This is a genomic window from Devosia sp. Leaf64, from assembly GCF_001421945.1.
Taxonomy (GTDB): domain Bacteria; phylum Pseudomonadota; class Alphaproteobacteria; order Rhizobiales; family Devosiaceae; genus Devosia.
Genome location: NZ_LMLO01000024.1, coordinates 13,668 through 38,990, shown reverse-complemented (window position 1 = coordinate 38,990; position 25,323 = coordinate 13,668). Strand labels below are relative to the sequence as shown.

Annotated in this window: 27 protein-coding genes; 7 read left to right on the top strand and 20 right to left on the bottom strand. The window is 61.7% G+C overall.

Annotation, left to right across the window (positions count from 1 at the left end):
- The first annotated feature begins 53 nt into the window (after positions 1 to 53).
- The 4 genes from ASE94_RS17855 (at position 54) to ASE94_RS17840 (ending at position 3,806) form a co-directional block, all read left to right on the top strand.
- Positions 54 to 779 carry a hypothetical protein gene (locus tag ASE94_RS17855; RefSeq protein ID WP_062631497.1) on the top strand — a complete coding sequence of 242 codons (726 nt, stop codon included), beginning with the start codon at positions 54 to 56 and terminating at the stop codon, positions 777 to 779.
- Positions 780 to 887: 108 nt separating this feature from the next.
- Complete coding sequence (locus tag ASE94_RS17850) at positions 888 to 2,117, top strand: polysaccharide biosynthesis/export family protein (RefSeq protein WP_061910146.1); 1,230 nt, start codon at positions 888 to 890, stop codon at positions 2,115 to 2,117.
- 15 nt (positions 2,118 to 2,132) lie between these two features.
- Complete coding sequence (locus ASE94_RS17845; protein ID WP_061910144.1) at positions 2,133 to 2,900, top strand: family 16 glycosylhydrolase; 768 nt, start codon at positions 2,133 to 2,135, stop codon at positions 2,898 to 2,900.
- 12 nt (positions 2,901 to 2,912) lie between these two features.
- On the top strand, positions 2,913 to 3,806 hold the full coding sequence (locus tag ASE94_RS17840; protein ID WP_061910142.1) for a polysaccharide pyruvyl transferase family protein: 894 nt from the start codon (positions 2,913 to 2,915) through the stop codon (positions 3,804 to 3,806).
- Positions 3,807 to 3,832: 26 nt separating this feature from the next.
- Here the strand turns inward: ASE94_RS17840 and ASE94_RS17835 are convergent, their stop codons facing one another.
- The 9 genes from ASE94_RS17835 to ASE94_RS21050 all read right to left on the bottom strand — a co-directional run bounded on the left by ASE94_RS17835 (position 3,833) and on the right by ASE94_RS21050 (position 11,084).
- Positions 3,833 to 4,156, bottom strand: coding sequence for a type II toxin-antitoxin system RelE/ParE family toxin (locus tag ASE94_RS17835; protein ID WP_061910140.1), 324 nt, complete (start codon positions 4,154 to 4,156; stop codon positions 3,833 to 3,835).
- The gene (locus ASE94_RS17830) at positions 4,156 to 4,416 is read right to left on the bottom strand and encodes a ribbon-helix-helix domain-containing protein (protein ID WP_061910138.1); all 261 of its coding nucleotides are present in this window, start codon (positions 4,414 to 4,416) and stop codon (positions 4,156 to 4,158) included. Before ASE94_RS17830 ends, ASE94_RS17835 begins: the two co-directional genes overlap by 1 nt.
- 56 nt (positions 4,417 to 4,472) lie before the next feature.
- Positions 4,473 to 5,948 carry a lipopolysaccharide biosynthesis protein gene (locus tag ASE94_RS17825; protein ID WP_061910136.1) on the bottom strand — a complete coding sequence of 492 codons (1,476 nt, stop codon included), beginning with the start codon at positions 5,946 to 5,948 and terminating at the stop codon, positions 4,473 to 4,475.
- On the bottom strand, positions 5,945 to 6,952 hold the full coding sequence (locus ASE94_RS17820; RefSeq protein ID WP_062631496.1) for a glycosyltransferase: 1,008 nt from the start codon (positions 6,950 to 6,952) through the stop codon (positions 5,945 to 5,947). The genes ASE94_RS17825 and ASE94_RS17820 overlap by 4 nt, the downstream gene beginning before the upstream one ends.
- Positions 6,903 to 8,189 (bottom strand): O-antigen ligase family protein, encoded by a 1,287-nt coding sequence (locus ASE94_RS17815; RefSeq protein WP_061910131.1) that lies wholly within the window; start codon positions 8,187 to 8,189, stop codon positions 6,903 to 6,905. The genes ASE94_RS17820 and ASE94_RS17815 overlap by 50 nt, the downstream gene beginning before the upstream one ends.
- Positions 8,186 to 9,385 carry a glycosyltransferase family 2 protein gene (locus ASE94_RS17810; protein WP_061910130.1) on the bottom strand — a complete coding sequence of 400 codons (1,200 nt, stop codon included), beginning with the start codon at positions 9,383 to 9,385 and terminating at the stop codon, positions 8,186 to 8,188. The genes ASE94_RS17815 and ASE94_RS17810 overlap by 4 nt, the downstream gene beginning before the upstream one ends.
- Positions 9,386 to 9,401: 16 nt before the next feature.
- Positions 9,402 to 9,788, bottom strand: coding sequence for a hypothetical protein (locus ASE94_RS17805; RefSeq protein WP_061910128.1), 387 nt, complete (start codon positions 9,786 to 9,788; stop codon positions 9,402 to 9,404).
- Positions 9,789 to 9,797: 9 nt separating this feature from the next.
- Positions 9,798 to 10,469 carry a sugar transferase gene (locus ASE94_RS17800; RefSeq protein ID WP_061910126.1) on the bottom strand — a complete coding sequence of 224 codons (672 nt, stop codon included), beginning with the start codon at positions 10,467 to 10,469 and terminating at the stop codon, positions 9,798 to 9,800.
- Between the two features lie 432 nt (positions 10,470 to 10,901).
- Entirely contained in the window at positions 10,902 to 11,084 is a 183-nt protein-coding gene (locus tag ASE94_RS21050; protein ID WP_156352208.1) for a hypothetical protein, read from the bottom strand.
- Between the two features lie 398 nt (positions 11,085 to 11,482).
- On the opposite strand from ASE94_RS21050, the gene galU reads away from it, so the two are divergent.
- From galU to ASE94_RS17780, 3 genes are all read left to right on the top strand, one after another.
- A complete protein-coding gene (galU, locus tag ASE94_RS17790) occupies positions 11,483 to 12,382 on the top strand; it encodes a UTP--glucose-1-phosphate uridylyltransferase GalU (protein ID WP_082461298.1) in 900 nt (299 codons plus the stop codon).
- Between the two features lie 152 nt (positions 12,383 to 12,534).
- Complete coding sequence (locus tag ASE94_RS17785; RefSeq protein ID WP_061910120.1) at positions 12,535 to 12,798, top strand: type II toxin-antitoxin system ParD family antitoxin; 264 nt, start codon at positions 12,535 to 12,537, stop codon at positions 12,796 to 12,798.
- Positions 12,795 to 13,169, top strand: a complete 375-nt coding sequence (locus tag ASE94_RS17780; protein ID WP_061910118.1) for a type II toxin-antitoxin system RelE/ParE family toxin — start codon at positions 12,795 to 12,797, stop codon at positions 13,167 to 13,169. The genes ASE94_RS17785 and ASE94_RS17780 overlap by 4 nt, the downstream gene beginning before the upstream one ends.
- A 28-nt stretch (positions 13,170 to 13,197) precedes the next feature.
- Here ASE94_RS17780 and ASE94_RS17775 read toward each other — a convergent pair whose 3' ends face one another.
- The 11 genes from ASE94_RS17775 to phnK form a co-directional block, all read right to left on the bottom strand.
- Entirely contained in the window at positions 13,198 to 15,438 is a 2,241-nt protein-coding gene (locus ASE94_RS17775) for a Wzz/FepE/Etk N-terminal domain-containing protein (protein ID WP_062631491.1), read from the bottom strand.
- A 20-nt stretch (positions 15,439 to 15,458) separates the two neighbouring features.
- Positions 15,459 to 16,349 (bottom strand): glycosyltransferase family 2 protein, encoded by an 891-nt coding sequence (locus tag ASE94_RS17770; protein WP_061910114.1) that lies wholly within the window; start codon positions 16,347 to 16,349, stop codon positions 15,459 to 15,461.
- Positions 16,349 to 17,347 carry a glycosyltransferase family 2 protein gene (locus ASE94_RS21180; protein WP_061910112.1) on the bottom strand — a complete coding sequence of 333 codons (999 nt, stop codon included), beginning with the start codon at positions 17,345 to 17,347 and terminating at the stop codon, positions 16,349 to 16,351. The genes ASE94_RS17770 and ASE94_RS21180 overlap by 1 nt, the downstream gene beginning before the upstream one ends.
- Positions 17,344 to 18,501: a glycosyltransferase gene (locus tag ASE94_RS21175; RefSeq protein WP_062631490.1), complete on the bottom strand. Its 1,158-nt coding sequence runs from the start codon at positions 18,499 to 18,501 to the stop codon at positions 17,344 to 17,346. Before ASE94_RS21175 ends, ASE94_RS21180 begins: the two co-directional genes overlap by 4 nt.
- A 190-nt stretch (positions 18,502 to 18,691) precedes the next feature.
- Positions 18,692 to 20,032: a phosphonate ABC transporter, permease protein PhnE gene (phnE, locus tag ASE94_RS17755; RefSeq protein WP_062631489.1), complete on the bottom strand. Its 1,341-nt coding sequence runs from the start codon at positions 20,030 to 20,032 to the stop codon at positions 18,692 to 18,694.
- A 2-nt stretch (positions 20,033 to 20,034) separates the two neighbouring features.
- Complete coding sequence (phnE, locus tag ASE94_RS17750; RefSeq protein WP_062631488.1) at positions 20,035 to 21,009, bottom strand: phosphonate ABC transporter, permease protein PhnE; 975 nt, start codon at positions 21,007 to 21,009, stop codon at positions 20,035 to 20,037.
- A 141-nt stretch (positions 21,010 to 21,150) separates the two neighbouring features.
- Complete coding sequence (gene phnD / locus ASE94_RS17745) at positions 21,151 to 22,059, bottom strand: phosphonate ABC transporter substrate-binding protein (RefSeq protein ID WP_082461297.1); 909 nt, start codon at positions 22,057 to 22,059, stop codon at positions 21,151 to 21,153.
- A 61-nt stretch (positions 22,060 to 22,120) separates the two neighbouring features.
- On the bottom strand, positions 22,121 to 22,948 hold the full coding sequence (gene phnC / locus ASE94_RS17740; RefSeq protein WP_061910104.1) for a phosphonate ABC transporter ATP-binding protein: 828 nt from the start codon (positions 22,946 to 22,948) through the stop codon (positions 22,121 to 22,123).
- Positions 22,949 to 23,172: 224 nt separating this feature from the next.
- Positions 23,173 to 23,787 carry a DapH/DapD/GlmU-related protein gene (locus tag ASE94_RS17735; protein ID WP_061910102.1) on the bottom strand — a complete coding sequence of 205 codons (615 nt, stop codon included), beginning with the start codon at positions 23,785 to 23,787 and terminating at the stop codon, positions 23,173 to 23,175.
- Entirely contained in the window at positions 23,784 to 24,488 is a 705-nt protein-coding gene (gene phnL / locus ASE94_RS17730; protein WP_061910100.1) for a phosphonate C-P lyase system protein PhnL, read from the bottom strand. The genes ASE94_RS17735 and phnL overlap by 4 nt, the downstream gene beginning before the upstream one ends.
- Positions 24,488 to 25,264 (bottom strand): phosphonate C-P lyase system protein PhnK, encoded by a 777-nt coding sequence (phnK, locus tag ASE94_RS17725; RefSeq protein WP_061910098.1) that lies wholly within the window; start codon positions 25,262 to 25,264, stop codon positions 24,488 to 24,490. Before phnK ends, phnL begins: the two co-directional genes overlap by 1 nt.
- Between the last annotated feature and the right edge of the window lie 59 nt (positions 25,265 to 25,323).

Sequence of the window (25,323 nt, the reverse complement as noted above, 5' to 3'; positions counted from 1 at the left end):
AGTCACGCCCCCGTGAATGGGGATTTGCGCAACGAACGATGAGGCTCCAAAGCATGCCGATGGCCCGTATCCGCTATACGCTTGCCGACGCCGTGGGCGATCCCAAGACTTGGGCCTATACGTGGGAAATTGCGGATGACGTGACCTTCGCCAGCACCTGTGGCTTCTGCGGGCAGGACGAGCAGCGTCTCACCTATGAAGTCACCCGTGACGAAGAATCGCTCTGGATTTGCCAGCGCTGCGTCGGCCGCTATCCGGTGACCGGCATCTGGGATGGCGAACTGCTTGACCAGGCGATCACCCGGGCAAATATTCACGGTCTGACAGCGCGTCAAAAGCAGCGCACATGCCAGGAGGCCATCAAGAAAATTCAGGCCGTTGCGCCCGATGCCGCGCTCAGCGAGGTCGTCGTCTATTTCGAGCGCAATCTGCAGTTGTCTCCCCAATGCGCCGCCGTTCTCTTTACCGCCATGGCCGCCCTCCCCGAACCGCTTGATCCGCGCATTTTCGATATCCAGACGCGCAGCAAGGCGCATCAGGAAGAGTTCGGCGCGCTTGATGACAGAGACCGCAGCGTGGTTTGGCCTGCCCTGTCGCCGCAGCAACGCCGACGGCTTTCTTCACTCGGCTACGCCCCCAGTATCCACACGACCAAGCGCACGCGCCCATCAAATCCGCGAAATGCCCAATCGCAGTTTCCCGCCTCCAGCATATCTCCCTTGTGCGAGCCGGCAACATCCGATGCGACCACGGAAACCTCTGCGAAAACAATCCTCTAGCCTCACGCCCTCACAGGTTACTGGTCTGCCTTAATTCCTGCCCGCCCCATTGCGAGCACGATCGCTGGCAACCATCCTGTCATCTCGATCGAAAGCAAGGATGGGGACATGATTTCATCCCCCGGCAAGACTTCGTCCGTCGCCCGGTACATCGCCGTCTGGCTCGTGGCTTCCGCCGCGTTCACCTCTGTGCATGCAGCAGAGCCCTATATCTTGGGCATTTCCGACAAGCTGACGATCAAGGTCGTCCAGTGGAAAGCCGCCGATTCTAGTTTCCAGGAATGGGCAGCCCTTGCCGGCGATTACATCGTCGGCGCCGATGGCAATGTGAACTTTCCGATGCTCGGGCCCACCGAAGGCGCCGGCAAGACCAGCACCGATCTGGCGACAACGATCGGCGCTGGCCTGCAGCAAACCCTCGGCCTGCCAACAGCCCCATCCGTCACGGTAGAAGTCTCCGCCTATGGCCCGATCTACGTTTCGGGCGATGTCTCCACACCCGGCGAATATCCCTTCGCGCCCAATCTCACGGTCATCAAGGCCCTGGCCCTCGCAGGCGGCGAGCGCCGCAGCGCCGAGGCCGTCGCACGTCCGGAAAAGGAGATGCTCAGCACGACCGGCGCCCTGGACGTGCTCGAGGACGAATACAATCGCCTGCTCGTCCGCCGCGCCCGCCTCGAAGCCGAACTGACCGGCCAAAGCGAAATCGCCGTTCCGCCCGAACTGACCGACCTCCCCGAGATTAGCGCCCTTCTCTCGGCCGAAACCGCAATCCTTGCTGCACAAAAGCGTCAGGCCGAAGCGCAATCGACCTCGCTCACCGACGAGATCAATCTGCTGACTACCCAGATCGAAGCCTTCAATCAGAAGAAAGCCAGCACCGAGACGCAGCTCGAAACGGCGCGAGACCAGCTCCAAAAGATCTCGACCCTCTCCGAAGATGGCCTCGCCCTGTCCTCCCGCGTCGCCTCTCTCCAGACCAATGTCGCCGATCTCGAGGCGCGCCTTCTCGATACCGAGACGGCTGCCCTCCAGGCCCAGCAGGCCATCGCCACAGCCAATCGCGAACAGGCCCGCCTCGCCGATCAGCGCATTTCCGACCTTTCGTTAGAAAAGCAAACTGTCGACGGCCAGATCAGCGCCCTCGCGCTTAAAATCCAGACCCAACAGGGCCTCGTCCAGGAAGCCGCTCTCTATACCGGCGCTGCCGTGCCCGGCGATCAGGCGCCGCAATACACCTATTCCATCGTCCGCGATGGCAAGGAACTCCCTGCCCAGATCGACACGCCCCTCGTCTCGGGCGACGTCGTCATGGCCCGCCTGGCGCTTGCGCCCTAACCCCAGGAGACCAGGATGAAACGCCTCCTTGCCTGCCTGTCGATCGCTGCAACTCTCGCCACCCCTGCCCTCGCCCAAGAGGCGTTCTTCGACGATTTCGACAGGCTCGATACCGGCCGCTGGTATGTCTCCGATGGCTGGTCCAACGGCGCCCATCAGAATTGCCAATGGGCCAATGATCAGGTCCGCGCTGAAAACGGCAATCTGCGCGTCGGCTTCGCACCCAAGCCAAAAGGCGACCGCCAATATAGCTGCGGCGAAATCCAGACCCGCAAGGCCTATGGCTTCGGCACCTATGAGACGCGACTGAAAACCCCAAAAGGCTCGGGGCTAAACGCCGCCTTCTTCACCTATATCGGCCCCCAGCAGGGCAAGCCGCATGACGAGATCGATTTCGAAATCCTTCTCCGCGACACCGCCCATGTCGAAACCACGACCTTCGTCAACGGCAAGAGCGGCGACGGCGAAATCGGCAGCGGCCAATCCCACGCCCTGCCTCAGCCTTCGGACCAGGATTACGTTACCTTCGCCTTTACCTGGGAGCCGAACCGCCTGCGCTATTACATCGATGGCGAACTGGTCCGCACCATGGACACACCCGCAACCATTCCCTCCAATCCCCAGCGCATCTTCTTCAGCCTCTGGGGCTCGGACACGCTGACCGATTGGATGGGCGCGTTCGCCCCCATCACCGCTCCCATCGCCATGGAGGTCGATTGGGTCGCCTTCACCCCGCTCGGGCAAAGCTGCGCCTTCGATCAATCCATTCTCTGCCGAAACTAAAAGGTCCTCCTGATGAAGCTCGTATTCTTCCGCGGCCACGTCCCCAATTTCGGCGACGAACTCAATCTCCACGTCTGGCCCGCTCTCCTGCCGAAAAACTTCCTCGATGAGGACGAGAGCGAACTCTTCGTCGGCATCGGCTCGATCATCGGCGATCACCTGCCGGCCAAATCGCGCAAATATGTCATGGGCTCCGGTTATGCCGGCTATATGGGCCTGCCCGATGTCCATGACGGCACTTGGGACATTCGCTTCGTCCGCGGGCCCAACACCGCCAAGACCCTTGGCATTGATCCAAAACTATCCATCTGCGACAGCGCGATCCTCCTCCGCGCCATGGACCTGCCAGCGCCCGACAACAACACTGGCATCGCCTTCATGCCGCACTATGAAAGCCTCGAGCGCGGCGATTGGGCCGCTGCGTGCAAACAGGCTGGCATGACGCTGATCGACGCCACCGCCCCGGTCGAAACAGTCCTCAGCCAGATCCGCGGTGCCCGCCTCCTCATCACCGAAGCCATGCATGGCGCCATCGTCGCCGACGCCCTCCGCACGCCCTGGATCGGTGCGCGCCCCATTTATGGCGGCCACCATAAGAAGTGGCTCGATTGGGCCGGCGCGCTCGATCTAGACGTGCGCCTCAACACGCTCAAGCCCACCAGCGTCCTCGAATACTATATCGGCCGCACCGGCCGTGGCGGGCGCCTCGGCAAGGTCGGCCAATTCAACGCCTCCCCCCTCGCCGCCATCCCCAACCGCATCCTCACCGGCATCGCTGCCCAGCACCTGCAAGAGATGGCCAAGCTCACGCCCCAGCTCAGCAGCGACGCCAAAATCGCCGAAGTCACCGAAAAAGCCCAAGCCGCCGTCCACACCTTCGTCCGCAGCCGCGTCGCTGTGGCTTGAAACAAAAAGGGGCGGCCCCGGCCGCCCTAATCTTTCGCCTCGAAGTCGATATCGTGGTCATCCGGGGGCACGGCCAATGGCCTGTTCACCGAACTCGACACCGCAGCAATTTCAATCTCTCGCGCGCCAATCCGATAATCGTAAAAGTACCCGTCGCGCAGAAAGCGCCGCATTCCCGGCACGGGCAGCGTTTCATCGGCAAATCCCGCTTCCGCAAACCCCTCCAGGTCTCGCCGCACAGACTTCACGCGCTCAAGAAAATGCTCTGCCGCCGCGTGGCTATGCTGCCGGAGATAGGCGGCCTCCTGTCTGATGTAGTCGGCGGCATTTTTGGACAGCCGCACTTTCATCAGGCGGCATTGCCGCGAACGATCTGCTCCACCTGCGCGATGACATCGTCCATGTCCTCGAACACGCCAGCCTCAAGCTGACCGATACCCTCTGCAACCTTCAGAATATCGCCGCCCTCGCTCGCGAGATAACGGCGCATGGCGCGAACCATCACCCAGCTTCGGGACCGGTCCGATGTCTCGGCAATCTTCTCGATCGCACTCAAAACATCCTGGGGCAGCCGAAGTGTAATCGGATCGGAAAGCTGATGCTTGGTCATGGCGCGCTCCAGAATGGGACTACATCGTATTACAAAACGACCTTAAGGTCCAATGCCTACCGCCGCCGCACAAACCCCACCAGCCGCTGCACCCGCTCGCGCCCAAAGACCACGATAACGAGCCCATAGCTCAGCGCTGCGGCGCCCACCGTCGCCACCAGCCGCAGCACCGGTTCGCTCTCCCCCATCTCCCGCTGCACCAGCCACCCCGCGCCCCACATCGCCGCCGTCGCCAAAACCGGCAGGGCAAACGAGGCGAGATAGGCCCACAGCGAAATCCCCAATAGCCGCACCACCATATGAAGGCTCGGCAGCCACATTAGGACGTTGAGGATAACGAGTGCAATCGTCAGCGGCAGCAGCCCCCAGCCGGCGAACAGGAACACGTAAAGCACCGTGACCACCTGCTTGCTGAGCACATAATAGAACCAGAGATCGGCCTGACCCTGGCTGCGGATCAGCGAGGCCTGCAAAATCCCGACCGCCGTTAAAATCCCCAGTGCACAAAAGGCCTGCACGACCGGGATGGCTTCAACCCAGTGATCGCCGAACGCAAAGGGAATGAGATCCCCAGCCACCAGCGCCAGCCCCGCAAAGACCGGAAAGGCGACGACCGAAGACGCAAATGTCCCAAGCAGATAAGCATCACGAAGCTTCCCCGGCTCGCGCTGCATCGAAGACAGCAGCGAATAGGACACGAGGTTGAGCGCCCCCCCGATCAGGTCCGTCAAAATCTGAAAGATGCGCCGCGCAAACCCATAGATACCAAGCCCTGCTGGGCCCAACAGCGCCCCGATCAGCAGCTGATCGACGCTCAAGGTCGTGATGAAATGATTGCCGGTCGAAAATAGCCCGAAGGCTTTCAAATCCTTCAAAGCCCGAAAATGGAACCGGAACCCCGGCACCCATTTGGCCGCGATCAGCGCGCCAAAGCATGTCGTGATCGACGCCGCCAATTGAGACGCCGCCAGCGCCCACAGCCCGAACCCAGCCCATAGCAGCCCAAGACACACAGCCGCCGCAACCAGCGACGCCGCCGTGGTCCGCATCGCTAGCATCCGGAACGACATGGTCCGCACCAGAAGCGCATTGGGCACGGCCGCCGCCATATCGAAGATGACGCGCGCCGAAATGAACGGGATCAGCGCCAGCAGCAAAGTATCCCCGGACGCCCCCGCGACGAACGGCGCCGCCGCGCAAAGCGCCCCGAAAACCAAGATGCCTGCGCCAAAACACAGCCAAAACACCGTATCGAGATGCTCCGCGCCAATCCCTTCGCGCTGAATCAGCGCCTCGCGAAACCCCATCGGCGAAACGGCCATGCCAACGGTCGCAATGCTGGCGGCATAAGCGACGATGCCGAACTCGGTCGGGCTCAAGACGCGAGACGTCGCCAAAAACACCAGGAATCCGAGCAGTGCCGGCGCAAGGCTACTGATCAAAGACCACATCGTGCCCTTGATCGCCGCCGAAGCCCGGCCCGTTTTCAGATGATCGAGCCCGGCGCCGCCCGCTTCGGTGACTGCACTCATGCCCGGCTCGTCGTTTGCCGCAGCCCATCGCGCGAGGCAACGAAGCGCTTGAAGTCAGGCGTCACCCGCCCAAGGAGCCGGATCATCCACCCGCGCAGCCGCAGCTTCCAGGCCTCCCGCACCGGCACATGACCAGAAAGCTTCTGATCGATCAGCGCCTTCCCCACATGCATGGCCCGCGTCCCAAGCGGCGTCGCAAAGCGCTGGTCGGTCAGAAAACTCGCCCGCTGCTCCGGCGATGCCTCTTCCCAAACCCGCCGCCGCAGCGCCTGCACGGCGCGCTTCAAATCCAGCTCCCGCCGCAGATATCCGGCCTTGAGTTCCGCATTCCGCGTGGTCTGTTCGGCGTTCTCAGCCCAGACGGCCAGCGGATGCATGGCGACATAGATCGGCTCCACCACCGAATAGGTCCGCAGATATTCCTGCAGCGTCGCAGTGCACGGATATTGGATTTCAAGCGGCGAGCGCGCCCTTACCGACCAGAACAGCCCGCCATTGGAGACCCCGATCCCCGCCAATAGCGACAAGCGGAAATCGCCAGCGGCGTAGCGCCCCTCGGTGAACAGCTCATCGAGCACACCAACGGTCGACAGCCGCGCCGCGGCCGTGCCGCTGGCATATTCGAACACCTGATTGCGCAGGACGATCTCGACATTCTCCTCCGCCATCAGCTTGATATTGGCCGCGCAAAAGTCGGGCAGGACAAAATTGTCGTCCTCGACCACGCAGAAGAACTCCGCGCCATGCGGATTCTCGGCGCTAAAACACTGGTCGATGTTCTTGGACGCAAAGAGTTGTGGCTTGTTCGCCGTGTAGCGAATGCGCGCATCCCCGATCGCCGTCACGACGCTCCGCGCTGCCTGATCCGGGTCATCGTCATAAACGTCGCAAATCCAATGCGGCCAGCTCTGGTCGATCATCGAATAGAGCGCCCGCCGCAAGGCATCAGGGCGCTTATAGGTCGGCGTGCGGATATGGACGAGGCCTGGCTGGAAATCTGACATGGCTCAATAATCCTTTGGGACGACGCGCCGGCGGCGCTGCCTGGGCCCTGAGGGCCATAAGCCCCTGGGCGGCATAGATGAGGGTGGCGACACCCATGATCGAGCGGATGGAAAACTCGAAGAACACTTCGACTTCGATGAAGCTGCGAAGGATCATCAAGAGCTGCAGCGACAGCAGCAGCGCATTGGCGGCATTCGGCCGGGCAAACGTATAAATGCCCATGGCCACCGCGCCGCCATAGATGATGACGATCTGCATCAAAAGCCCAACGAGACCAATCTCGACGGCATTGGAAATATAGGTGTTGTGGAAGTTGAACCCGGCGCCCGAAGGCACATCGAACATAGCCCAGAGCTCTTCCGCCGGCGCAAAACCAATCACCCAAAACGAGCGATAGCCCAGCCCCTGCAGCGGCCGCTCGGCAATATAGCTCAGGCCGGTGGCCCAAAGATCCGTGCGCCCGGTCAGTGTCGCATCCTTGCCCGAGCCTTCGAGCACGCCCGCCAGGAGCGTATCCCCCGCCACCATGATCAACAGCATCAGCCCCGCCGCCAAAATGACGATCATGGTCATGACGAACAGCTTCTGCATCCCCGTGAGTCGGTTCAGCAGCAGCGTCAACAAAATCACCGCAAGACATGGCGCTACCATCAGGATGGCGCCCGCCGATTGCGCCAGCGACAGCAACGGACCCGAAAGCAGCGCGCCACCGACGCCCAGCACGCGCAGCACGATCGGCGAATCCCGGTCCGCCGCCACAGCCACCGACACCAGCGCAAAAACCGCGATATGCGCCGCAACCGCATTCTTGCTGCCAAACGCCCCGACCCAGGCGCCACCGAGCCCCGTCTTGCCAAAAGCCAGGCTCGCCACGACCCCGATGCCGTAAACAATGAACATCAGCCGCATCAGCGTCGATGTAGACACCCGCCCGGTGATGACCACGGCCACGGCCAGCGTAAAAGCCAGCTGCAGCCCATAGCGAGAGGAATTGGCCGGATAGAGCGACCAGAGCGATGTCAGCATGCAATAGGCCGGCAGGATTAGTACCGGCCACCACTGCCTAAGACTTTCAAGGCTTTGCCCTGGATTGCTGACGATCAACAGCGCCCCGCACCCCATAAAGGTCAGCGCCGCCAGCGGCCCGAACATGGCGTTCAGCACCAGCGCGGCAAAAGCCCCGAAGGTAAGTAGCGTTGCAAAATTGAGCGTCAACTGGCAGCGTTGCTCCATCATGACGCGAGCCCCACCCGCTCGGGATGCGACACGACGGCTTCGGGAATGAACCCGGCGGCATATTCTCCCGCGGCGTCGAGCGGAATGCAGCGCACTGCCCCCTGCCCGCGCCGGCTCGCCAAGTCGCGCCAGATTTCGCGCGGCCGCGGCGCAGACCAGTCGATCAAATGCGATGGCACATAGTCCGGCACCGCATGGTCCGACCCCGCGCCCAGTACCAAAACCGGCGAGGCCTCGGCCACCACAGGCGCTGCCGCCCGCCGCTTCCGCCCTTCGGCGATAGACGCCAAGAGTTTCGGCGCCAATCCTGGCCGCTGCGCCACCTGCGCCAGCGCACTGCCAAAGCGTCGTCCCTTGAGACTCGCCACCAGCCGTTCAAACGTCAGCCCGCGCTGCAACCCCTGGAGCCGCTGCGCAAAAGCCGCCGTGATCCGCCGATCGAGCGCTTCATGCTGCACCATAACCGCGCGCTGCCGCTCAGCCATAGCCTCCATATCGCTCACCGAAAGCCGGTGCGAAATCGACTGCGAATGCCGGCGATAGAGATAGAACGGCTCCGGCACGACCAGCATACGCCCGCCATCGAGCAGCAAGCGCAGGATCAGGTCGAAATCCTCCCCGATCCGCAACCGCTCGTCATAGCGCAGTGCCTTCAGCCGCTCGGCCCGGATCAGCGGCTTCAAATAGCCCAGTGCCGGCGACCCATCGGTCCCCGCCAAAATCCAGCGCTCCGCCGAAACCAGAAACGCGCGATCCGTCCCCTCGCCCAGCATCAGCTTGGGCAAGGACCCGTCTTCGAAAAACAGCAAGAGATCATCGGCGACGATATCGCAATCATGCGCTTCCGCCGCCGCGATCAGCCGTTCGAACCGTTCGGGATGGATGATGTCGTCGCTATCGACAACGGCAATCCACTTGCCACGCGCCGCATCGAGCGCCCGGTTGCGGCATCGCGCCGGGCCGCCATTGGCCATGGCCGTGATCAGCTTGATCCGGCCATCCATCTCCATCAGCCGCCGCACATGGGCGAGGCTATCGTCGCCCGAGCAATCGTCGCTGACGATGATCTCGATGTCGGAAAAACTTTGGCGCAGCACCGAATGCAGCGCATGGACGATTTTATCGCCCGCTTCGAAATTGGCCATCACCACTGAGATCAGCGGCGCAGCCTCAGGCTCGCGCTCGATGTTCTGCATGGTTCTGTCCCGGTTCCTAAGCGCTCGTCGCTTCGTCTGCCTCGCCCGATGCTGCGACGGAATTGCCGTCGAGCTGCAGGATCAAGGCACCGAACTTTTCGATCTGCGCGTCGAGCGCCGCCACCCGGCGCCGCGCTGCCGCCGCGCCCTGTTCTGCGGTGCGGATCACCATCTCGTCGGCTTTCTCACGCCGCGCATAATCGTCCGACGCGTCCAACATGGTCGCCGCCTGCGCATAATACATGCTCATGCGCTGCTTGAGCCCGTCGCGTTCGCGGCGAGCATCGGCCAGTGCCATCAGGATTGCATTGCGCACGGTTTCCGTGCGCGCCTGATCGGTTTCGGCATCGCGGCCGGGATTGCGGGTACGGAAAGCGCCGGGGCGAAGGGAAAGAATGGCCATCGCGCGCTCCTATCGGCTGCCGGTCCGCAGGGCGACAACCCCGATGGTCTTGACGAGAATGACCATGTCACCCCGGAACGACCACTCGCGCACATAGCGGCTGTCGAGCTGCACGCGCTGATCGTAGCCCGTGTCGCTGCGCCCGCTGACCTGCCAAAGGCCGGTAATACCAGGGCGAACCGCCGCATAATGGGCGATCTCGTCGGCATAGCGCTTGACCTCGTCCTGGACGATCGGACGCGGCCCGACAAGGCTCATGTCGCCGCGAATAACGTTGATGAGCTGCGGCAGTTCATCAAGGCTCGTCACCCGCAGGAACTTCCCGAGCCAGGTGATGCGCGGGTCATTCCGCAGCTTCTGGGTTTCTTCCCATTCGGCCCGCGCCTGCGGGAAAAGCTCGAGGTGGCGCCGCAGCGCTTCCTGGGAATCGACCACCATCGAGCGGAATTTGAGGCATTTGAACCGCTTGCCGTTCAAGCCAATCCGCTCATGGCCGAAAAAGATTGGCCCGCGATCGGTCGAAAACATCAGAACGGCGATGAAGAACATCGCCGGCAGCGCAAAAAACAGCATGGTCGAGGCAGTAACGACATCGAAACTGCGCTTGGCAAAACCGCCACGCGGCATGCCTGCCTGGGTGGGGTAAGAAGATTGGCCGACTTCGGCATTGATCATCGACATAACGAATTCTCTCGCAAAGGGGCTTGCTAAGAAGGCGAGACGACCCGCCGCTGGTGACGTGCAAAAGGGTTCGCGCAAGCGAGATCGCCGACGCGGAAGACCGGGTTTGACTCATTCAGATTGTGGACTCCGAACCACGGTCCGGAGACGCCGCATTTGCCTGCCGGAAATTACGAAGCATTAACCCCGTCCGGCGTGAGTGCAGGCAAACATGATCGGAAATGCATGGCAACGCTTGTCGCGCATGGCAGTCATGCAGACCACCAGCCACAAAATCACCCGATTGCGTTAGGGCCAACCAACGCAAATCATTCGGTAAAGTATTGAGTGCTCAAAGATTTGGCAGCAGCAAACTAAAATGCGACCTAAACCATGGTCGCGAGCGCCGCGCAAGTAACCGCAAGGCGAAAATGCCGGGCACACACCCTCGCCTTAGAGGTTAAAAAGGAACACGACACCGTTCCAGACGAGGTAGATGCCGACCCAACCGAGCGCCATCACCCCAATAGCGACGAGCCCCCAAGGCCAGGGAAACGGCGTGCGCTGTTCGCGGTCGGTCGGCGCCGTCAGGGGCGCCTTGTGCGCCGCGCTGTCCTCTGGCCGTTTTGCGTTCACCCTTGCCTCCCCCTGCAGCAGGTCCAACCCACCGCGGCACCTTCGTGCTCGTTGTCTAGCAGCGCTTCGTAAATACACCCCTCCCAGGGCCTTGAGAATACGACCTTCCTTCACGACTGCGTAGTAAGGGGTCGCACGAAGCCTGCTTAGGGCCAACGTCGCATATCGGCACATGGTTGTCTTCTAGACTTGTGTTGCAGCCACCAATACTCGCCAACGGCGAAATCGATTGCGCCATCTTTCCGCTTGCGCCGACGCAACCCGCCCCAATTGGGACAGAATGAAACAACGGCAAATCTGCAAGCAAGCCATGCATCTCCAATCGCGCTTTAGGCTTTCTCGACTGGCCTCAACATGTTCCAATTCACCCCGTTGTTACCCTCAATCAGGAGATAGCCGTGGTTAAACGCGTCAAGACTGCCGTTTTTCCCGTCGCTGGCCTCGGAACGCGTTTCCTGCCAGCAACCAAGGCCATGCCGAAAGAGATGCTGACGGTGGTCGACCGTCCCCTCATTCAATATGCGGTGGATGAAGCCAAAGAAGCCGGAATCACCCATTTCGTCTTCGTCACCGGCCGCAACAAGGGCGTCATCGAAGACCATTTCGATCGCCAGTTCGAGCTCGAAACGACCCTCGAAACCCGCGGCAAGCTCAAGGCGCTCGAAGAACTCCGCCAGGATCTGCCCTCCGCTGGTCGCACGAGCTTCACGCGCCAGCAGGAGCCGCTCGGCCTCGGCCACGCCGTCTGGTGCGCGCGCGATATCGTCGGCGATGAACCCTTCGCCTTGCTCCTCCCCGACATGCTGTTCAAGGGCCGCCGCGGCGTCCTCAAGCAGATGATCGAAGCCTATGAAACCACCGGCGGCAATGTCATCGCCGTCGAGGAGGTCCCGCATCAGGAGGTCTCCTCCTATGGTGTCGTCGGCCGCGGCGCCGGTACCGATGGCGGCTTCGCCATCACCGAAATGGTCGAAAAGCCCAAGCCGCAGGATGCCCCGTCCAATCTCATCATCTCCGGCCGCTACATCCTGCAGCCCGAGATTTTCAGCCTCCTGGCCGATCAGCCCCGCGGCGCGGGCGGCGAAATCCAGCTCACCGACGCCATGCAGACCCTCATGAAGTCCCAGCCCTTCGCCGGCGTCAAATATGAAGGTCAATCCTTCGACTGCGGCTCCAAGGTCGGCTTCCTCGCCGCCAACGTCGCCTACGCCCTCGACCGCGACGACATCGCCGAGGACTTCCTAGCCGCCCTCTCCAAACTCGGCCTCATCGACGGCATGAAAGTGGCTGCGGAATAGCCTCCCCTCAACACGCACAGACTTCCTTCTCCCCTTGTGGGAGAAGGTGGCCCAACGGGCCGGATGAGGGGTATTCCCGCCTCCTGACCAAACCACCGCATTGATCTTGGCAAAATTGCCAATGCTCTATATTTCTCTTGCGGAGGTTTCACATGCCCACCATGAACATCAGCCTTACCGACGAATTTGCAGACTTTGTCTCCAGCGAGATCGAGCGCGGCGAATATGCGTCCGCCAGCGAAATGATGCGCGATGCCCTTCGGCTCATGAAGCGTGATCGCGAGATGGATGAGATCAAGCTCGAGCTACTGAGACGACATTTGGCTGAAGGCCTGGAACAGGCAGACCGCGAAGACTATTCCGATCTCACGGCAGTACAGATCGCCCAGAGGATTCTTGAAGAGGACGATGAGTGAAGCATCGTCTGACACGACGAGCCACCGCCGACATCGCCAGAATTCTGAAATCCACCAGGAAAGATTTCGGTGCTGGCCAGATGCTTTCGTACGCAGGGATCATCGACGATGGTATCGCGATGATCCTGCAAGATCCAAATCGCCCCGCTTGTCGTCCTCAAAACGGCGTTGGTCCAGGAATTAAATCGATGCATCTGGATCACGTAAGGGCAAGACGAGGCAGCGCCTCTCACCTCGTCTTCTTCAAAGAAAAAGTCACCAAGAACGGTGAAGCGGAAATCGTTATTCTCGGCGTTATTCACGACCGCATGATGCCACGGCGCAAGCTGGCGACTGCTTTGCGGGAAGAGAGAGACCGCGACCCCACTTAGTGGAAAATACACTTGGCCAAACGGCGCCCTATGGCGCCGTTTCCAATTCCCGATCTTCGACCTTGCGCCGCCGCTTATACGCGAACCGCTCCATCCCCCCGATATCGGTGAACTTCGGTAGCGTCCCGAGATCGACCTTGTTGAGCACGACGCCCACCATATGATCCGCCAGTTCCGGCTCGCGCTCCAAAACGCCGCGCACCAGTCGCCGCGGGGTGTTGCCCCATTCGGTCACCAAGACGCTCGCATCGGTAAACGGCAATACGGTCAGCGCATCGATCACCGGCCCCAAAGCCGGAAGGTCGAGGATAATATAATCGAACTGGCTCCGCGCTTCGGACAGCATCTTCTGCATCGCAATGCTCGAGAGATCGCCGCCACCCACTTCCGCCGCGCCGGCAGAAATCGTGACAATCCCGCTCTCGACATCGGTCGTCGCGACGCTCCGCCACTCTGCTGGCTGCAGCGGCACCACCCGGCGCGACATGGCGTCGACATCGGGCGCCACATCGGCATCGACGAGCAGCACACGCGCCCCGGACTCGCTCAGCATCTCGGCCAGCGACAGCGCAAAAGTGGATTTTCCCTCGCCCGGCAGAACCGAAACCACGCCCAGCACCGGGCTTGCCCGCTCGGCCACCGGCTGCAGCACCAGCCGCGTTGCCTTTAGCGCCTCAAGATAAGGCGCGCCCCAGCGCCGGCCCATCTTGCTGCCGAGCGCCCCGCGCACCAGCATGCGAATGGTTTTGCGCCTGATGTCCTGCGTGTCATCGGCCCCAAGCTGCAGCTTCGGCATATAGCCAAGGAACCGCAGCCCCAATTGCCGGCGCACCTGCTCCCCGGTGCGGAAACCGCGCTCGCGCAATTCGTTGAGCATACCCAGAACCGCGCCGGCGAAACACCCGGCGATAATCGCCGCCAAAAGGATGACGACCGTCCGTGGGCTCGATGGATCATCGGGCATCAGCGCTTCGGTCACGATCCGCACCGATGGGATCGGGAAACTTTGCCGCTGCACCGCCTCTTCGTAGCGCGTCAGATAGCTATTATAGAGCGCCCGCAACGCGTCCGAACGTTGCTGCAATTCATTCAAGCGCACCTGTTCCTGGCCGATCGCCCCGGCGCTCTGCCCTTCGGCGTCGATATCGCCGCGCAGCCCGATTTCCTGCTGCTGGGCAATGGTCAGTTGCGTGCGATATTGCTGCCCAAGGTTTTGCAGCAGCGCAAAGATGCGATTGTCGAGCGCGGTCTTCTCCGCCCGCAAGACCGAAAGCTGCGGATGGTCCGCGCCATAGGTGCCCTCCACCTCCGCAATCCGGCTCGTCAGTGTCGCCACCTGATTGCGCAGCAGCGAAATCTCCGCCGGATCCGATTGCGCCCCGGCCAACAGCGACACCGAGGCCGAGGCCGCTTCCGGCCCCTCCGCGATCACCGCCTCGACCTGCCCCGAAAGCGCCCGCAGCCGCGCCGTCTCCGCCTGCGCCTCGGCAAGCTGGGTCGAGAGCGTCTCGATGCGCTGATTGGTCAGGTCGCGATCCTGCCCCACGCTGAGGCCGGTTTCCTTGCGATATTGCTCGATCGCCAAAATCGCCTGGCGCTGGCTTTCGCCAATCTCGGCGAGCCGCTGCTGTAGCCAATCGGCCGCCGCGCCCGTCGCTTCGAGTTCGGCATTGAGCTGATCCTGCAGCAGCGCCTGTCCATAGGCCCGCGCGATCCGCTGGGCCAGTTCCGGCGTCGCTGCCTCATAGCCGACGCGAATGATCGAGGACCGCCCCATGCGGTCCACCGCCACATTGGCGCGCAGCATTCCGGCGACTTCATCGAGCGTTGCTTCCCGCGTTTCCGTCGCCCCGCCCGATCCAAGCCCGAAAAGGCTCTTCACCCGCTGGCTGAACGAGGGCGGCGGATTGAGAAATTCCTGATCGGTCATCAGGTTTTCCGCTTCCGCCACGGCCTTGGCCACGCGGCTCGAGCGCAGAACCTCGATTTGGTTGAGCACCTGCGCTTCGAGATCGGTCGAACTCGTCGCCGTCTGTTCCCCGCTCGTCACCTGTTCGAGCTTCTTGTCGATCAGGATCTGCCCCGCCGACATATAGCTACGCGGCGCCAGCGCAAGGTAAAACACTGCCAGCGCCACCATCGCGGCAACGCAGAGCGCCAGGATCCAAGCCTGCCGCCGCACCAGCGAAAAGATGCGATCGAGGTCTAAGGTCTTGAGGTCCGATGGCTGCGGCGCCATGGCTTCGGGAAAGGGGTTCTTTTCAAGCATGTGGTTCTCCGCCTGAAGGCTCAGGACGTGGCCGAGTGGCCGTAATGTTCGGCTTGGCTGAGGCCCAGAAGGCCTCCCGCCACACCCATGTGAAGAATGGCCCGCAGCCAGTTGCGCCGCCGCGCAATCGGCGAAAAGGCCGTCAGCCCCGTCATCAGGCAGCAAAACGCGATCTTTGCGCCCACCGCGGGCAGCCGCTTGGCCCGCCCCCCTGTCAGCAACATGCCGTGCGTCTGCCCAAACCTCAGCCGGCGCTTCACAAGCCAGCCCATGCTGGCCCGCGCCGCTGTCACTGGCTCTTCCACCAGCGCCTCGGGCGCATAGTCGATCGTGCCGCCCAGATCGGTCAGCGCATAAAAGAACGAGGTATCCTCGCCGCCCGATTTCCCGAGCCTTGGATCAAACCGCAGCGCCGAAAATGGAGCCGCCCAGCGGATCAGCACATTGCAGGTATAGCCCGTGCGGATCGTACCCTCGACAAAAACCGGATAGGTCGAGTGAAAGTCGCCGCGCCGCATCCAGTCCGGCGCATCCGCCCCATAAACCGCCGCCACCGGCCCCAGCACCGCCGCCGCGCCGGTCTCCTCAGCCCGCGCCAAAAGCGCCATCAGCCAGCCGGGGCTCACGGTCTCATCGTCATCGACAAAGGCGATGAAATCGCCCTCCGCCGCATCAAGACACGCATTGCGCGCGACGCAGATATTGGCCTCCGGCGCATGCACATAGCGCACCGGCAAAGCCAGTTTCCCCGCAAGGTCCTCAACGAGCCCCCGCGCCGATGGCGTCGTGTCATTATCCGCCACGATCACCCTGATATCATGCCCGCCCCGCTCCAGCCGCCCGATCGAGCGCAGCGTCTCGGCCAGAAACGGCCGGCGAAAGGTGCAAACACAGATATCGACCCGCGCCATCACGCCGCTCCCTTGCGGAACGGCCGCTGGATCAGATGCAGCCAAAAGCCCGACGACCAGGCAAAATGCATGATCATCGCCGCCCAGCCGACCAGCGGCGAGAGGCTCATCGGCATGTCATATTCGGGATAGTATTTCCGTGCCGCATGCACGCCGAGCCCGATACAGAGAACACCCCAAAGCAAGAGCGGCACCAGAAACGCCCAGTGCCAGATCGAGAGCACCGCCAAAAGCACCACCGGCAAAATCGCCAACGGCGCCATCTGCCGCAGCCGCGGCCGCATCCGATGCTTCAAGATATTGCGCGCCCTGCCCCCGCCATAGCCAAAATACTGGCGAAAAAGCCCAGTTGCCGTTGCCCGCGGATAATAGATCATCCCCGTCCGGTCAGTCAGCCAGATCGTGTGGCCCGCAGCCCGCAGCCGGAAATCGAGCTCCGCATCCTCATTGGCGCGGAACGTCTCGTCATAGCCACCAACCTGCCGAAACGCATCGACACGCATCAGCGCATGATGCCCATGGTCGACCGGCCCGCTTACATTGCCGGTGCGATGCGCCGAGCCACCCGTGCCGATCGGCGAATTCTGCGCCGTCGCGACCGCCCGCTGAAACGGTGCATGCCCCATCGTCGTCATCGGCACGACGACGCTGCCAACGCCCCGCTCTTCCGCCTCGGCCACAAGGTCCCGGCAATAATCCGTCGGATAAGTCCCATGCGCATCGATGCGAATGAGATAATCCGCGCGATCCCCATAGAGCGCCACCGCCAGGTTGATCGCCGCCGATTGAATGCGCCGCGTATTGTTGATCAGGTGAATACGCGTCGAACCCGCCGCCCGCGCCGCCACGATCTCCCGCGTCCCATCCTGGCTGCCGCCATCGGCCACGACGATCGTCGCGTCGAGCACTTCCGCCTCGACCAGCAATCCGTCAAGCAGACTGGGAATATGCGCGCTTTCATTCAGCGTCGGCACGATAATCAGAACCCGCGCGCTCATGCTGCCATCTCCATCGCCGACATGCCCGCGAGAGCCCCGAGTTTCTTGACGAGCGCCACGCACTCGTCCTCCTCGCAGCGAAAATGGCTCTTGTCCTTGTCAGCCACCGCCCGCGCCAGTTCGCGCACGCGTTTCCGGCTCATGCCGGCAAAAAGCTCGACCAGCGTTGAAATCTCGACATCGTCGATGACGATCCCGATCCCATGCCGCGCGATGAACGCCGCCGTTTCCGTGCCCTTGAGCGCGATTGGGATGGCGCCATTGAGGCACCCTTCATAAATCCGGTTGGGTAGCAGCCAGCTCGAATTCTGCCCCTCTTCGAAAAAGTCGATGGCCCAGACGAAGTGCACGCCCGAATAGATCGTCGCGAGATCGTCGGGATAGACATAGGGCCCTTCGAAGCTGAGATGCCGAGCCCCATTGGCCGTGCGATGAAAATCGTCGAACTCGACCAAGGCAGGCCGCCCGCGCAGCGTCACCTCCAGCTTGCCACCCAGTTCGGTCGAGAGCGCCTCGAGAATATCGAGCGATCGGGCGCACCGCAGCGCCCCGAACCAGCCGAGCCGCAACGGCCCCTCGTCATCGAGCGCCAAGCCCGGGTTGCGCCCCGTCTCGGGAAAGCTAGGGGCAAAAACCTTGTTCTCGATCAACCGCGCCGGCGGCGCGCCCTGCTCATCGAAATATTGGCTCAAAAACGCAGGCGAACTCGTCAGCAAAAGGCTCGCCGGCTGCATCAGCCGCTGCTCGACCGAACGCATCGCCCGCCCAACGCCATCCTCGCGCAGCATCAGCCGATGAATATCGAGACATTCATAAACGAGCGCCGGCGGATCGGGCCAAAGCTGCAAGAGATGCTCGGCGATCGCCAGCATTTCGAGATTACGCGCCACGATCACATCCGGCCGCGAAAACCGCCGCGCCCAGCCCCGCGCCGTATAGCGCGCCTTTACCGTCGCCAGGAGCCGCTGCAACATGCGCGCGTCATGCGTCACATCGAGCTCGACCACCATCTCGACCGGCAGGCTCGAAGGCGGTGCATCGGCCCGGCGAAACCCCGCCAGCTCGACGTCCGCACCACCAAGCTGAAACATCGCCACCCGTCGTCCCGCTGCAGGGTCGGACAGGTTGGGGACCAGGTAGAGTATCTTGAGCAATCGCGCATCTCCTCACCGGAACCTGCCGAGTGGAAGATTTGCCAAGGATGCGGTCAACCGCACTCACGACGACCAAGCAATGCGCCTGCCGCATGTCACGAAGGCGCCGTATTTTCTAAACCGGCGAAAGACGAAGCCGCCACCCGAAGGCAGCGGCTTTCAGTCACTTCTTTTTATGGCGAGGCACTTGTCAGGTATTCGACCCAATCAACCGTGACCGGATCGCATTCGACATATTGTCGAACAGGAACACCACCAAGAGGATCAGCAGCACCATATAGGCGACCTTGTCCCAGTCCGAATTGGTGCCCATCGATTCGAGCAGTTTGAGCCCGATGCCCCCGGCCCCGACCGCGCCGATAACCGTGGCCGAACGCGTATTGCTCTCCCAGAAGTAAAGCGATTGCGACACGAACACCGGCAAAACCTGCGGTACGACGCCATAGCGGTTGACCGCCATCGGGCTTGCGCCCACCGACTTCATGCCCTCGCGCTGCTTGTCGTCGACATTTTCAAGCGCCTCGGCATAGACCTTCCCAAGCGCCCCGGTATCGGTGAGAAAAATCGCCGCGATCCCCGGGATCGGCCCCGGCCCAAAGCCGCGGGTAAAGAACAGCGCCCAGATCAGCATGTCGACCGAGCGGATGAAATCGAAAAACCGCTTCATCCCCCAGTTCGCTGCCCCGCTCGGCGTGATCGTCCGCGCCGCAATAAAGGCCAGCGGAAAGGCGATCAGCGTCGCCAAGAGCGTGCCGACAAAGGCCATGACCAGCGTCTGGAACAGCTTTACGAGAATATCCGCATGCTGCCACGCCTTGTTCCCGAGCCACTGGTTCAGCACATATTGCGCATTCGACATATCGGGATTGACCCTGTCGCCCGACAGCATCAGCCCGATCGAGGAGAACAGATCATTGCCCCAGAGCGGCGAGGTAGGATCGTAGAGGAAATTGGCCCAACCAAAAAACCGGCGCTGCACGGCCACCTGATTGGCGCGGATTTCGGCCTGCCCTTCGAACCCGAAGTCGACCACCACCTTCTGCCGATCCTGCTGGATCGCGGCCGGCGCGCCTTCCGGCGCCAGCGCCGCATCCGCCGTGATCGTCACCGGCCACACTTCGCCATTGAGATAGACATCGACCTGGCGCGTCGTGATGTCGAGCCGATCCGCCGCGCTGCCAAAGGTCGCAGTCATGCTGCCGTCGGCATGCGGCGTCAGCCAATCGATTGTGGCATCGGCCGGATATTGCCCGCGGCTCGACCATTGCGGCGTCACCACGCCATCATCGCCAAAGCGCAGCCGCGGCTGGGCGCGCCAGCTATACCAGTCCTGCACATAGATGGAGGCGCGATCCCATTTGCCGTTCTGCAGGGCCGGCCCGACATTGAAGAAAAACCAGCAGAAAACAAGATATGCCGCCGTTGCCAAGAGCGCGACGATCAAGCCGTGCCGTTTGAGGAACGAGGTCTTGAAAACCTCGGGGAATTTCTGTTCGAGCCGAGTGCGCTCGGCAGCACTGATCGCCGACATGGTCACACGCTCGCCTTTCCGAAATTGAAGTTGCCATCGCCCACCAGCCGCCGCCGCAGCCAGCCCGAAAACTGGTCGATGGCAATGATGGTCACGAGCAGCAGAATGATGATCGCATAGGTCTGCGCGGCATAATCGCGCCCGATCGAGAGGCGAAACACTTCGCCGATCCCGCCGCCGCCCACTGCGCCGATAATGGTCGACGCGCGCACATTGATCTCGAGGCGCAGCAGCCCATAGGACACGAAATTGGGCATCACCTGCGGCACGATGGCGTAGCGCACGCGCTCAAGCCAACTCGCGCCAACCGATTTCAGCCCCTCATCGGGCTTCATGTCTGCATTCTCGACAACTTCGAAGCAGAGCTTCCCCAGCGCCCCGATCGTATGCAGCGAAACCGCCGCGATCGCCGCAATCGGTCCGATGGAGAGGACAGCTGTCAGCAGCCCGGCGATGACGATTTCCGGGAAAGCACGCATCACTTCCATGATGCGCCGCACCACCCAGCGCACCGGCCCCGCGCCCACCAGATTGGTCGCGGCAAAGAAGCAAAGGCAAAACCCGATCGCCCCGCCGATGATGGTCGACACGACGGCAATATTGACCGTGACGATGAGCTGATAAATGAAATTGGGAATGTAGAAGCTATCGGTCAGATAGATATTGCTCGAGGTATAATCATACTTCGCCGAGCCATCAAAATAGGGCGAGGCCACCCCGAACATGGCGCGAAAAATCTCGAGCGGATCGCGCGGTGTAAAGTTCTTGATGAAGTCGAACATGAAGGGAAGGCGTTCGAAAAACTTCCCCGAATTGGCCGAATTGGCATAGCTCATGGCCGCCACCAGCGCCACGATCACCCCGATCACCACGAGGATCGTATAGACCCGTCGCGTCATCACCTGAGAGCGATAATGCTGCAGGATCGTTTGGCCGGCCGGCGAAAGTCCGGGTGACTGCTGGGAAATATCGGCCATCGCGAGGCGTCTCCAACAACCACGGCGTCATTCCCGCGAAAGCGGGAATCCCTCTTGCAGAGATCCCCGCTTTCGCGGGGATGACGCTGTGGCTTGATTGAAATGAGAGGCAGGCCTTGCCCGCCTCCCGGGATCAAAAAATCAGCCGCCGATAACCGACTTACGGGCGTCGATGATCGTCTGGTACATGGTCTGGTCGGCGTCGACGAAGTTGGTGTAGCCGCCGGCGGTGAAGGCATCGAAGCATTCGAAATCGGTCTCGGGCAGCGCCTTGAACATGGCGGTGACCTTTTCCTTGATGTCGGCTGGCAGCTTGTTCGACACCATCAGCGGGCCGTTCGGGATGATCGGCGACTGCCAGACTTCCACGAGGTCATCCATGTCGAGGAGGCCCTTGTCGACCATGATGCGCAGGTTGCCGGAGGTGTAGCCTTCCGAGAATTCGCCCTGGCCCGAACCGAAGGTCGTGCCGACATCCCAGGTACCGTCGAGAACGCCGAGCACGAGGTTTTCATGGCCGCCGCCAAATCCGGTTTCGCTGTAGAATTCAGCGATCGGCATGCCGAGGTCGGCCGGAAGAGCGACGGACGGGATCAGGTAGCCCGAGGTGGAGTCCGGATCGGCAAAGCCGAGCTTCTTGCCCTTGGTGGAAGCGAGATCGGTGATGCCCGAATCCGAACGTGCAACCATGATCGTGTGGTAGCCGGTCGAACCGTCTTCCTGCTGGGTGGTCAGAACCGGGTCAACGGCTTCCGGGTCCTGCAGGTAGATCGCGGCATAGGACGAAGCGCCCATGATGGCGATGTCGATTGTGCCGCCGAGGAGGCCCTGGATGATGCCGTTATAGTCGGGCGATGGGAAGAACTGGACGTCGGTGGCGCCGGTTGCGGCCTTCAGCGGCTCGGCAACGCATTCGGAACGGCGCAGCTGGTCGGCTTCGTTTTCGCCGCCATCGAGACCGATGCGGAGGACGAGACCGTCCTGGGCAAAGGCTGCGGTCGACATGGAAAGCGCGACGGAGGCGAGAAGCAGTTTACGGATCGCGGACACGGGAGGTCTCCTTTGGTGACGCGTTTGGGTAATCTCGGTTTTTTCTGAAAAGGGCCGAGTTTCAGGGCGCCTGCTGCGCATTGGTCGGCGTGCGCGGCAGGTATTGGATGGGCGCGATAGAGGTCGAAGTCATCGCCTCGGAAAAGGCCTCCTTGAGGCCATCGGCGCCGTAAATGGTGCGAGCGACATCGGTCGTCAGCTCGTTCGGCGTGCCGTCGAACACCATCTTGCCGGCCGCCATGCCGACGATGCGCTCGCAATAAGCGCGCGCCGTATCGAGCGTGTGGAGATTGGTGATGACGGTGATGCCCTCGGAATTGATGTCGCGGAGCGAGTCCATGACGATCTGCGCATTGCGCGGATCGAGCGAAGCGATCGGCTCGTCGGCAAGGATCATCTTCGGTTTCTGCATCAACGCCCGCGCAATCGCGACGCGCTGCTGCTGGCCGCCCGACAGGGTCTGCGCCCACTGGGTCGCCGTCTGCGCGATATCGAGCCGCTCGAGTGCCTTGAGCGCTTCGAACTGCTCGTCCGGCGAAAACACCTGGAGGAGGTTCAGGAGCGGATTGCGGCCATTGAGCCGCCCCAGCATCACATTGGTGATGACATCGAGCCGCGGCACGAGGTTGAACTGCTGGAAGATCATGGCGCAATCGCGCTGCCATGCCCGCAGCGCCTTGCCCTTGAGCTCGGACGTCTTGACGCCCTCATATTCGATATAGCCCGACGAAACGTCGTTGAGCCGATTGATCATGCGCAGCAGTGTCGACTTGCCAGCGCCCGAACGGCCAATAATGCCCACCATCTGCCCTTGCGGGATTTCGAGCGTCACATCATTGACGGCGATCTTGTCACCGAACCGTCGTGTAACGTGCGAAATCTTGAGCATGAGCCCGCCCCAGTCGTTGAACTGCGGCAGACCTAAGGCGCGCGTGTAACGTCACCATGTATGATCGGTGACGGTTCCATGACTATTCACCGGACTGTTGCGGGTTGTCGCGGCACCCCCACCTAACCTCCCCCTGATAGGGGGAGGAATATATCGAGTTTGTGTTGCAGCCTGAGAACCACGGACCACATCCCTCCCCCTACCAGGGGGAGGCTAGGTGGGGGTCACCCCTCATACTTCTCCAAAAACGCCTCGATCCCCAGCGCCCGAAAATCCGGCAGCGCCTGATGTAGTTTCTCGTGGCTCCAATCCCACCACTTCATCGCATCGAGCCTTCCCGCCACATTATCGGAAAACCGCTGCTTGATCGTCCGTGCCGGCACGCCTACGGCAATGGCAAAATCCACCACATCCTTGGTCACCACGGCATTCGACCCGATGATCGCCCCATTACCAATCGTCACGCCTGGCATCACCACCGCCCCGTGCCCGATCCAGGTATCATGCCCAATCCGAATGCCGTCCGCCGCCCGCCAGTCGAAAAAGCTCTGATCGTCCTCTTCGCCCTCAAAATACCAGGCCGAGCGATAGGTAAAGTGATGGAGCGAGGCCCGCTCCATCGGATGCATCGAGGCATAAATCCGCACATGGCTCGCGATATTGGCGAATTTTCCAATATCCGCATACGCGATCTGCGTATTCTCGACGCAGTAGGAATAGTCGCCGATCTTGGACCGGCTGACATGTGAGCCTGCACCGATCTCGACATAGCGCCCAAGCTCGGACTCCATCACCTGTGCCGTCGGATGAATGGAGGGTGTGTCGCCGAGCCGGGTCATGCCGCCACCTTCGGCGCAAAATCCGTCACATCGACGATCCGGTCCGCCACTTCCGCCCGCACCTCCTCATCGTGAAAAATCCCGAGCATCGCGACTCCCTCGCGCTTTTTCTGCGCAATCATCCCCACCACCACGGCTCGATTGGCCGCATCGAGCGATGCCGTCGGCTCATCGAGCAGCAGAACCGGGTGATGCGTGATAAAACCCCGCGCAATATTGACGCGCTGCTGCTCGCCACCCGAAAAAGTCGCCGGCGGCAGCTCCCATAGCCGCTCCGGCAGATTGAGCCGCGCCAGCAGTTCTCCGGCCCGCCCCCGCGCCTCGGCCTTATCGACCCCACGCACCACCAGCGGTTCCGCCACCACATCGATCGCCGAAACCCGCGGCACTGTCCGCAAAAACTGGCTCACATACCCAATCGCATCCCGCCGCAAAGTCAGCACAGTCCGTGGATCGGCACTCGCCAAATCCACCAAGGCGCCGTCATGCGCAATCAGCACCGCGCCGCGATCTACCCCATAATTCCCATAGACCATCTTCAAAATGGACGATTTTCCCGCCCCCGATGGCCCACCCAGCACCACGCATTCGCCCGGTGCGACGTCGAAAGTGACGTTGTCCACCACCGGCAGGCTGATCCCCCCGCGCAGGTGCATCGTAAAAGTCTTTGCGAGATTTCTTACGGATAGAGCGGTCATCATCACACCTGCAAAATCGAACTGACTAACAACTGCGTATAAGGCTCGCGCGGATCATCGAGCACCCGGTCCGTCAGCCCCGCTTCGATCACATGCCCACCCTTCATCACCATCATCCGATGGCTCAGCAGCCGCGCCACGGCCAGGTCATGGGTCACGACAATCGCCGAAAGCCCAAGCTCGCCGACCAATTGTCGCAACAAATCCAAGAGCCTCGCCTGTACGGACACATCGAGCCCACCCGTCGGCTCATCCATGAACACGAGCCGCGGCCCGGTCACCAAATTCCGCGCAATCTGCAACCGCTGCCGCATCCCTCCCGAAAACGAGCGCGGCTGATCATCGATCCGATCCGCCGCAATCTCTACGCGCCCCAGCCAATCGAGCGCAGTGTCGCGAATACGGCCATAATGCCGATCCCCAACCGCCATAAGCCGCTCGCCGACATTGGCACCCGCCGACACCGTCATCCGCAGCCCATCGGCCGGGTTCTGATGCACAAAGCCCCAATCCGTCCGCGTCAGAAACCGCCGCTCAGCCTCGGAAAGCTCATAGATATTGCGCCAGCTTTCATCGCGCATCCGGTAGAGCGCCTCGCCCGACGTCGGCTCAAGATTTGCCGAAAGCGTATTGAGCAGCGTCGTCTTCCCCGACCCACTCTCGCCGACAATCGCCAGCACTTCGCCCGGATAAAGCTCGAAATTGACATCGGCACAGCCAAGGCGGGAGCCATAGTATTTGGTCAGGTTGCTGACCTTGAGCAGCGGTTCGTCAGACATGGGATTGCTCCAGAAACACTAGAATCGCGGCTCCGTTCTCCACCTCTCCCTGGGGGGAG

Bases quoted from the DNA above. Each gene is read 5' to 3' on its own strand.
- ASE94_RS17835 (WP_061910140.1), bottom strand. From the start codon at position 4,156: ATGAAAGTGCGGCTGTCCAAAAATGCCGCCGACTACATCAGACAGGAG.
- phnC (WP_061910104.1), bottom strand. From the start codon at position 22,948: ATGCTCAAGATTTCGCACGTTACACGACGGTTCGGTGACAAGATCGCC.
- ASE94_RS17855 (WP_062631497.1), top strand. From the start codon at position 54: ATGCCGATGGCCCGTATCCGCTATACGCTTGCCGACGCCGTGGGCGAT.
- ASE94_RS17805 (WP_061910128.1), bottom strand. From the start codon at position 9,788: ATGGCCATTCTTTCCCTTCGCCCCGGCGCTTTCCGTACCCGCAATCCC.
- ASE94_RS17840 (WP_061910142.1), top strand. From the start codon at position 2,913: ATGAAGCTCGTATTCTTCCGCGGCCACGTCCCCAATTTCGGCGACGAA.
- ASE94_RS17810 (WP_061910130.1), bottom strand. From the start codon at position 9,385: ATGCAGAACATCGAGCGCGAGCCTGAGGCTGCGCCGCTGATCTCAGTG.
- phnK (WP_061910098.1), bottom strand. From the start codon at position 25,264: ATGTCTGACGAACCGCTGCTCAAGGTCAGCAACCTGACCAAATACTAT.
- ASE94_RS21180 (WP_061910112.1), bottom strand. From the start codon at position 17,347: ATGAGCGCGCGGGTTCTGATTATCGTGCCGACGCTGAATGAAAGCGCG.
- ASE94_RS17770 (WP_061910114.1), bottom strand. From the start codon at position 16,349: ATGGCGCGGGTCGATATCTGTGTTTGCACCTTTCGCCGGCCGTTTCTG.
- ASE94_RS17820 (WP_062631496.1), bottom strand. From the start codon at position 6,952: ATGTCAGATTTCCAGCCAGGCCTCGTCCATATCCGCACGCCGACCTAT.
- ASE94_RS17735 (WP_061910102.1), bottom strand. From the start codon at position 23,787: ATGACCCGGCTCGGCGACACACCCTCCATTCATCCGACGGCACAGGTG.
- ASE94_RS17845 (WP_061910144.1), top strand. From the start codon at position 2,133: ATGAAACGCCTCCTTGCCTGCCTGTCGATCGCTGCAACTCTCGCCACC.
- ASE94_RS17800 (WP_061910126.1), bottom strand. From the start codon at position 10,469: ATGTCGATGATCAATGCCGAAGTCGGCCAATCTTCTTACCCCACCCAG.
- phnE (WP_062631488.1), bottom strand. From the start codon at position 21,009: ATGGCCGATATTTCCCAGCAGTCACCCGGACTTTCGCCGGCCGGCCAA.
- ASE94_RS17815 (WP_061910131.1), bottom strand. From the start codon at position 8,189: ATGATGGAGCAACGCTGCCAGTTGACGCTCAATTTTGCAACGCTACTT.
- ASE94_RS17785 (WP_061910120.1), top strand. From the start codon at position 12,535: ATGCCCACCATGAACATCAGCCTTACCGACGAATTTGCAGACTTTGTC.
- ASE94_RS17850 (WP_061910146.1), top strand. From the start codon at position 888: ATGATTTCATCCCCCGGCAAGACTTCGTCCGTCGCCCGGTACATCGCC.
- ASE94_RS17775 (WP_062631491.1), bottom strand. From the start codon at position 15,438: ATGCTTGAAAAGAACCCCTTTCCCGAAGCCATGGCGCCGCAGCCATCG.
- ASE94_RS17830 (WP_061910138.1), bottom strand. From the start codon at position 4,416: ATGACCAAGCATCAGCTTTCCGATCCGATTACACTTCGGCTGCCCCAG.
- phnL (WP_061910100.1), bottom strand. From the start codon at position 24,488: ATGATGACCGCTCTATCCGTAAGAAATCTCGCAAAGACTTTTACGATG.
- phnE (WP_062631489.1), bottom strand. From the start codon at position 20,032: ATGTCGGCGATCAGTGCTGCCGAGCGCACTCGGCTCGAACAGAAATTC.
- ASE94_RS17825 (WP_061910136.1), bottom strand. From the start codon at position 5,948: ATGAGTGCAGTCACCGAAGCGGGCGGCGCCGGGCTCGATCATCTGAAA.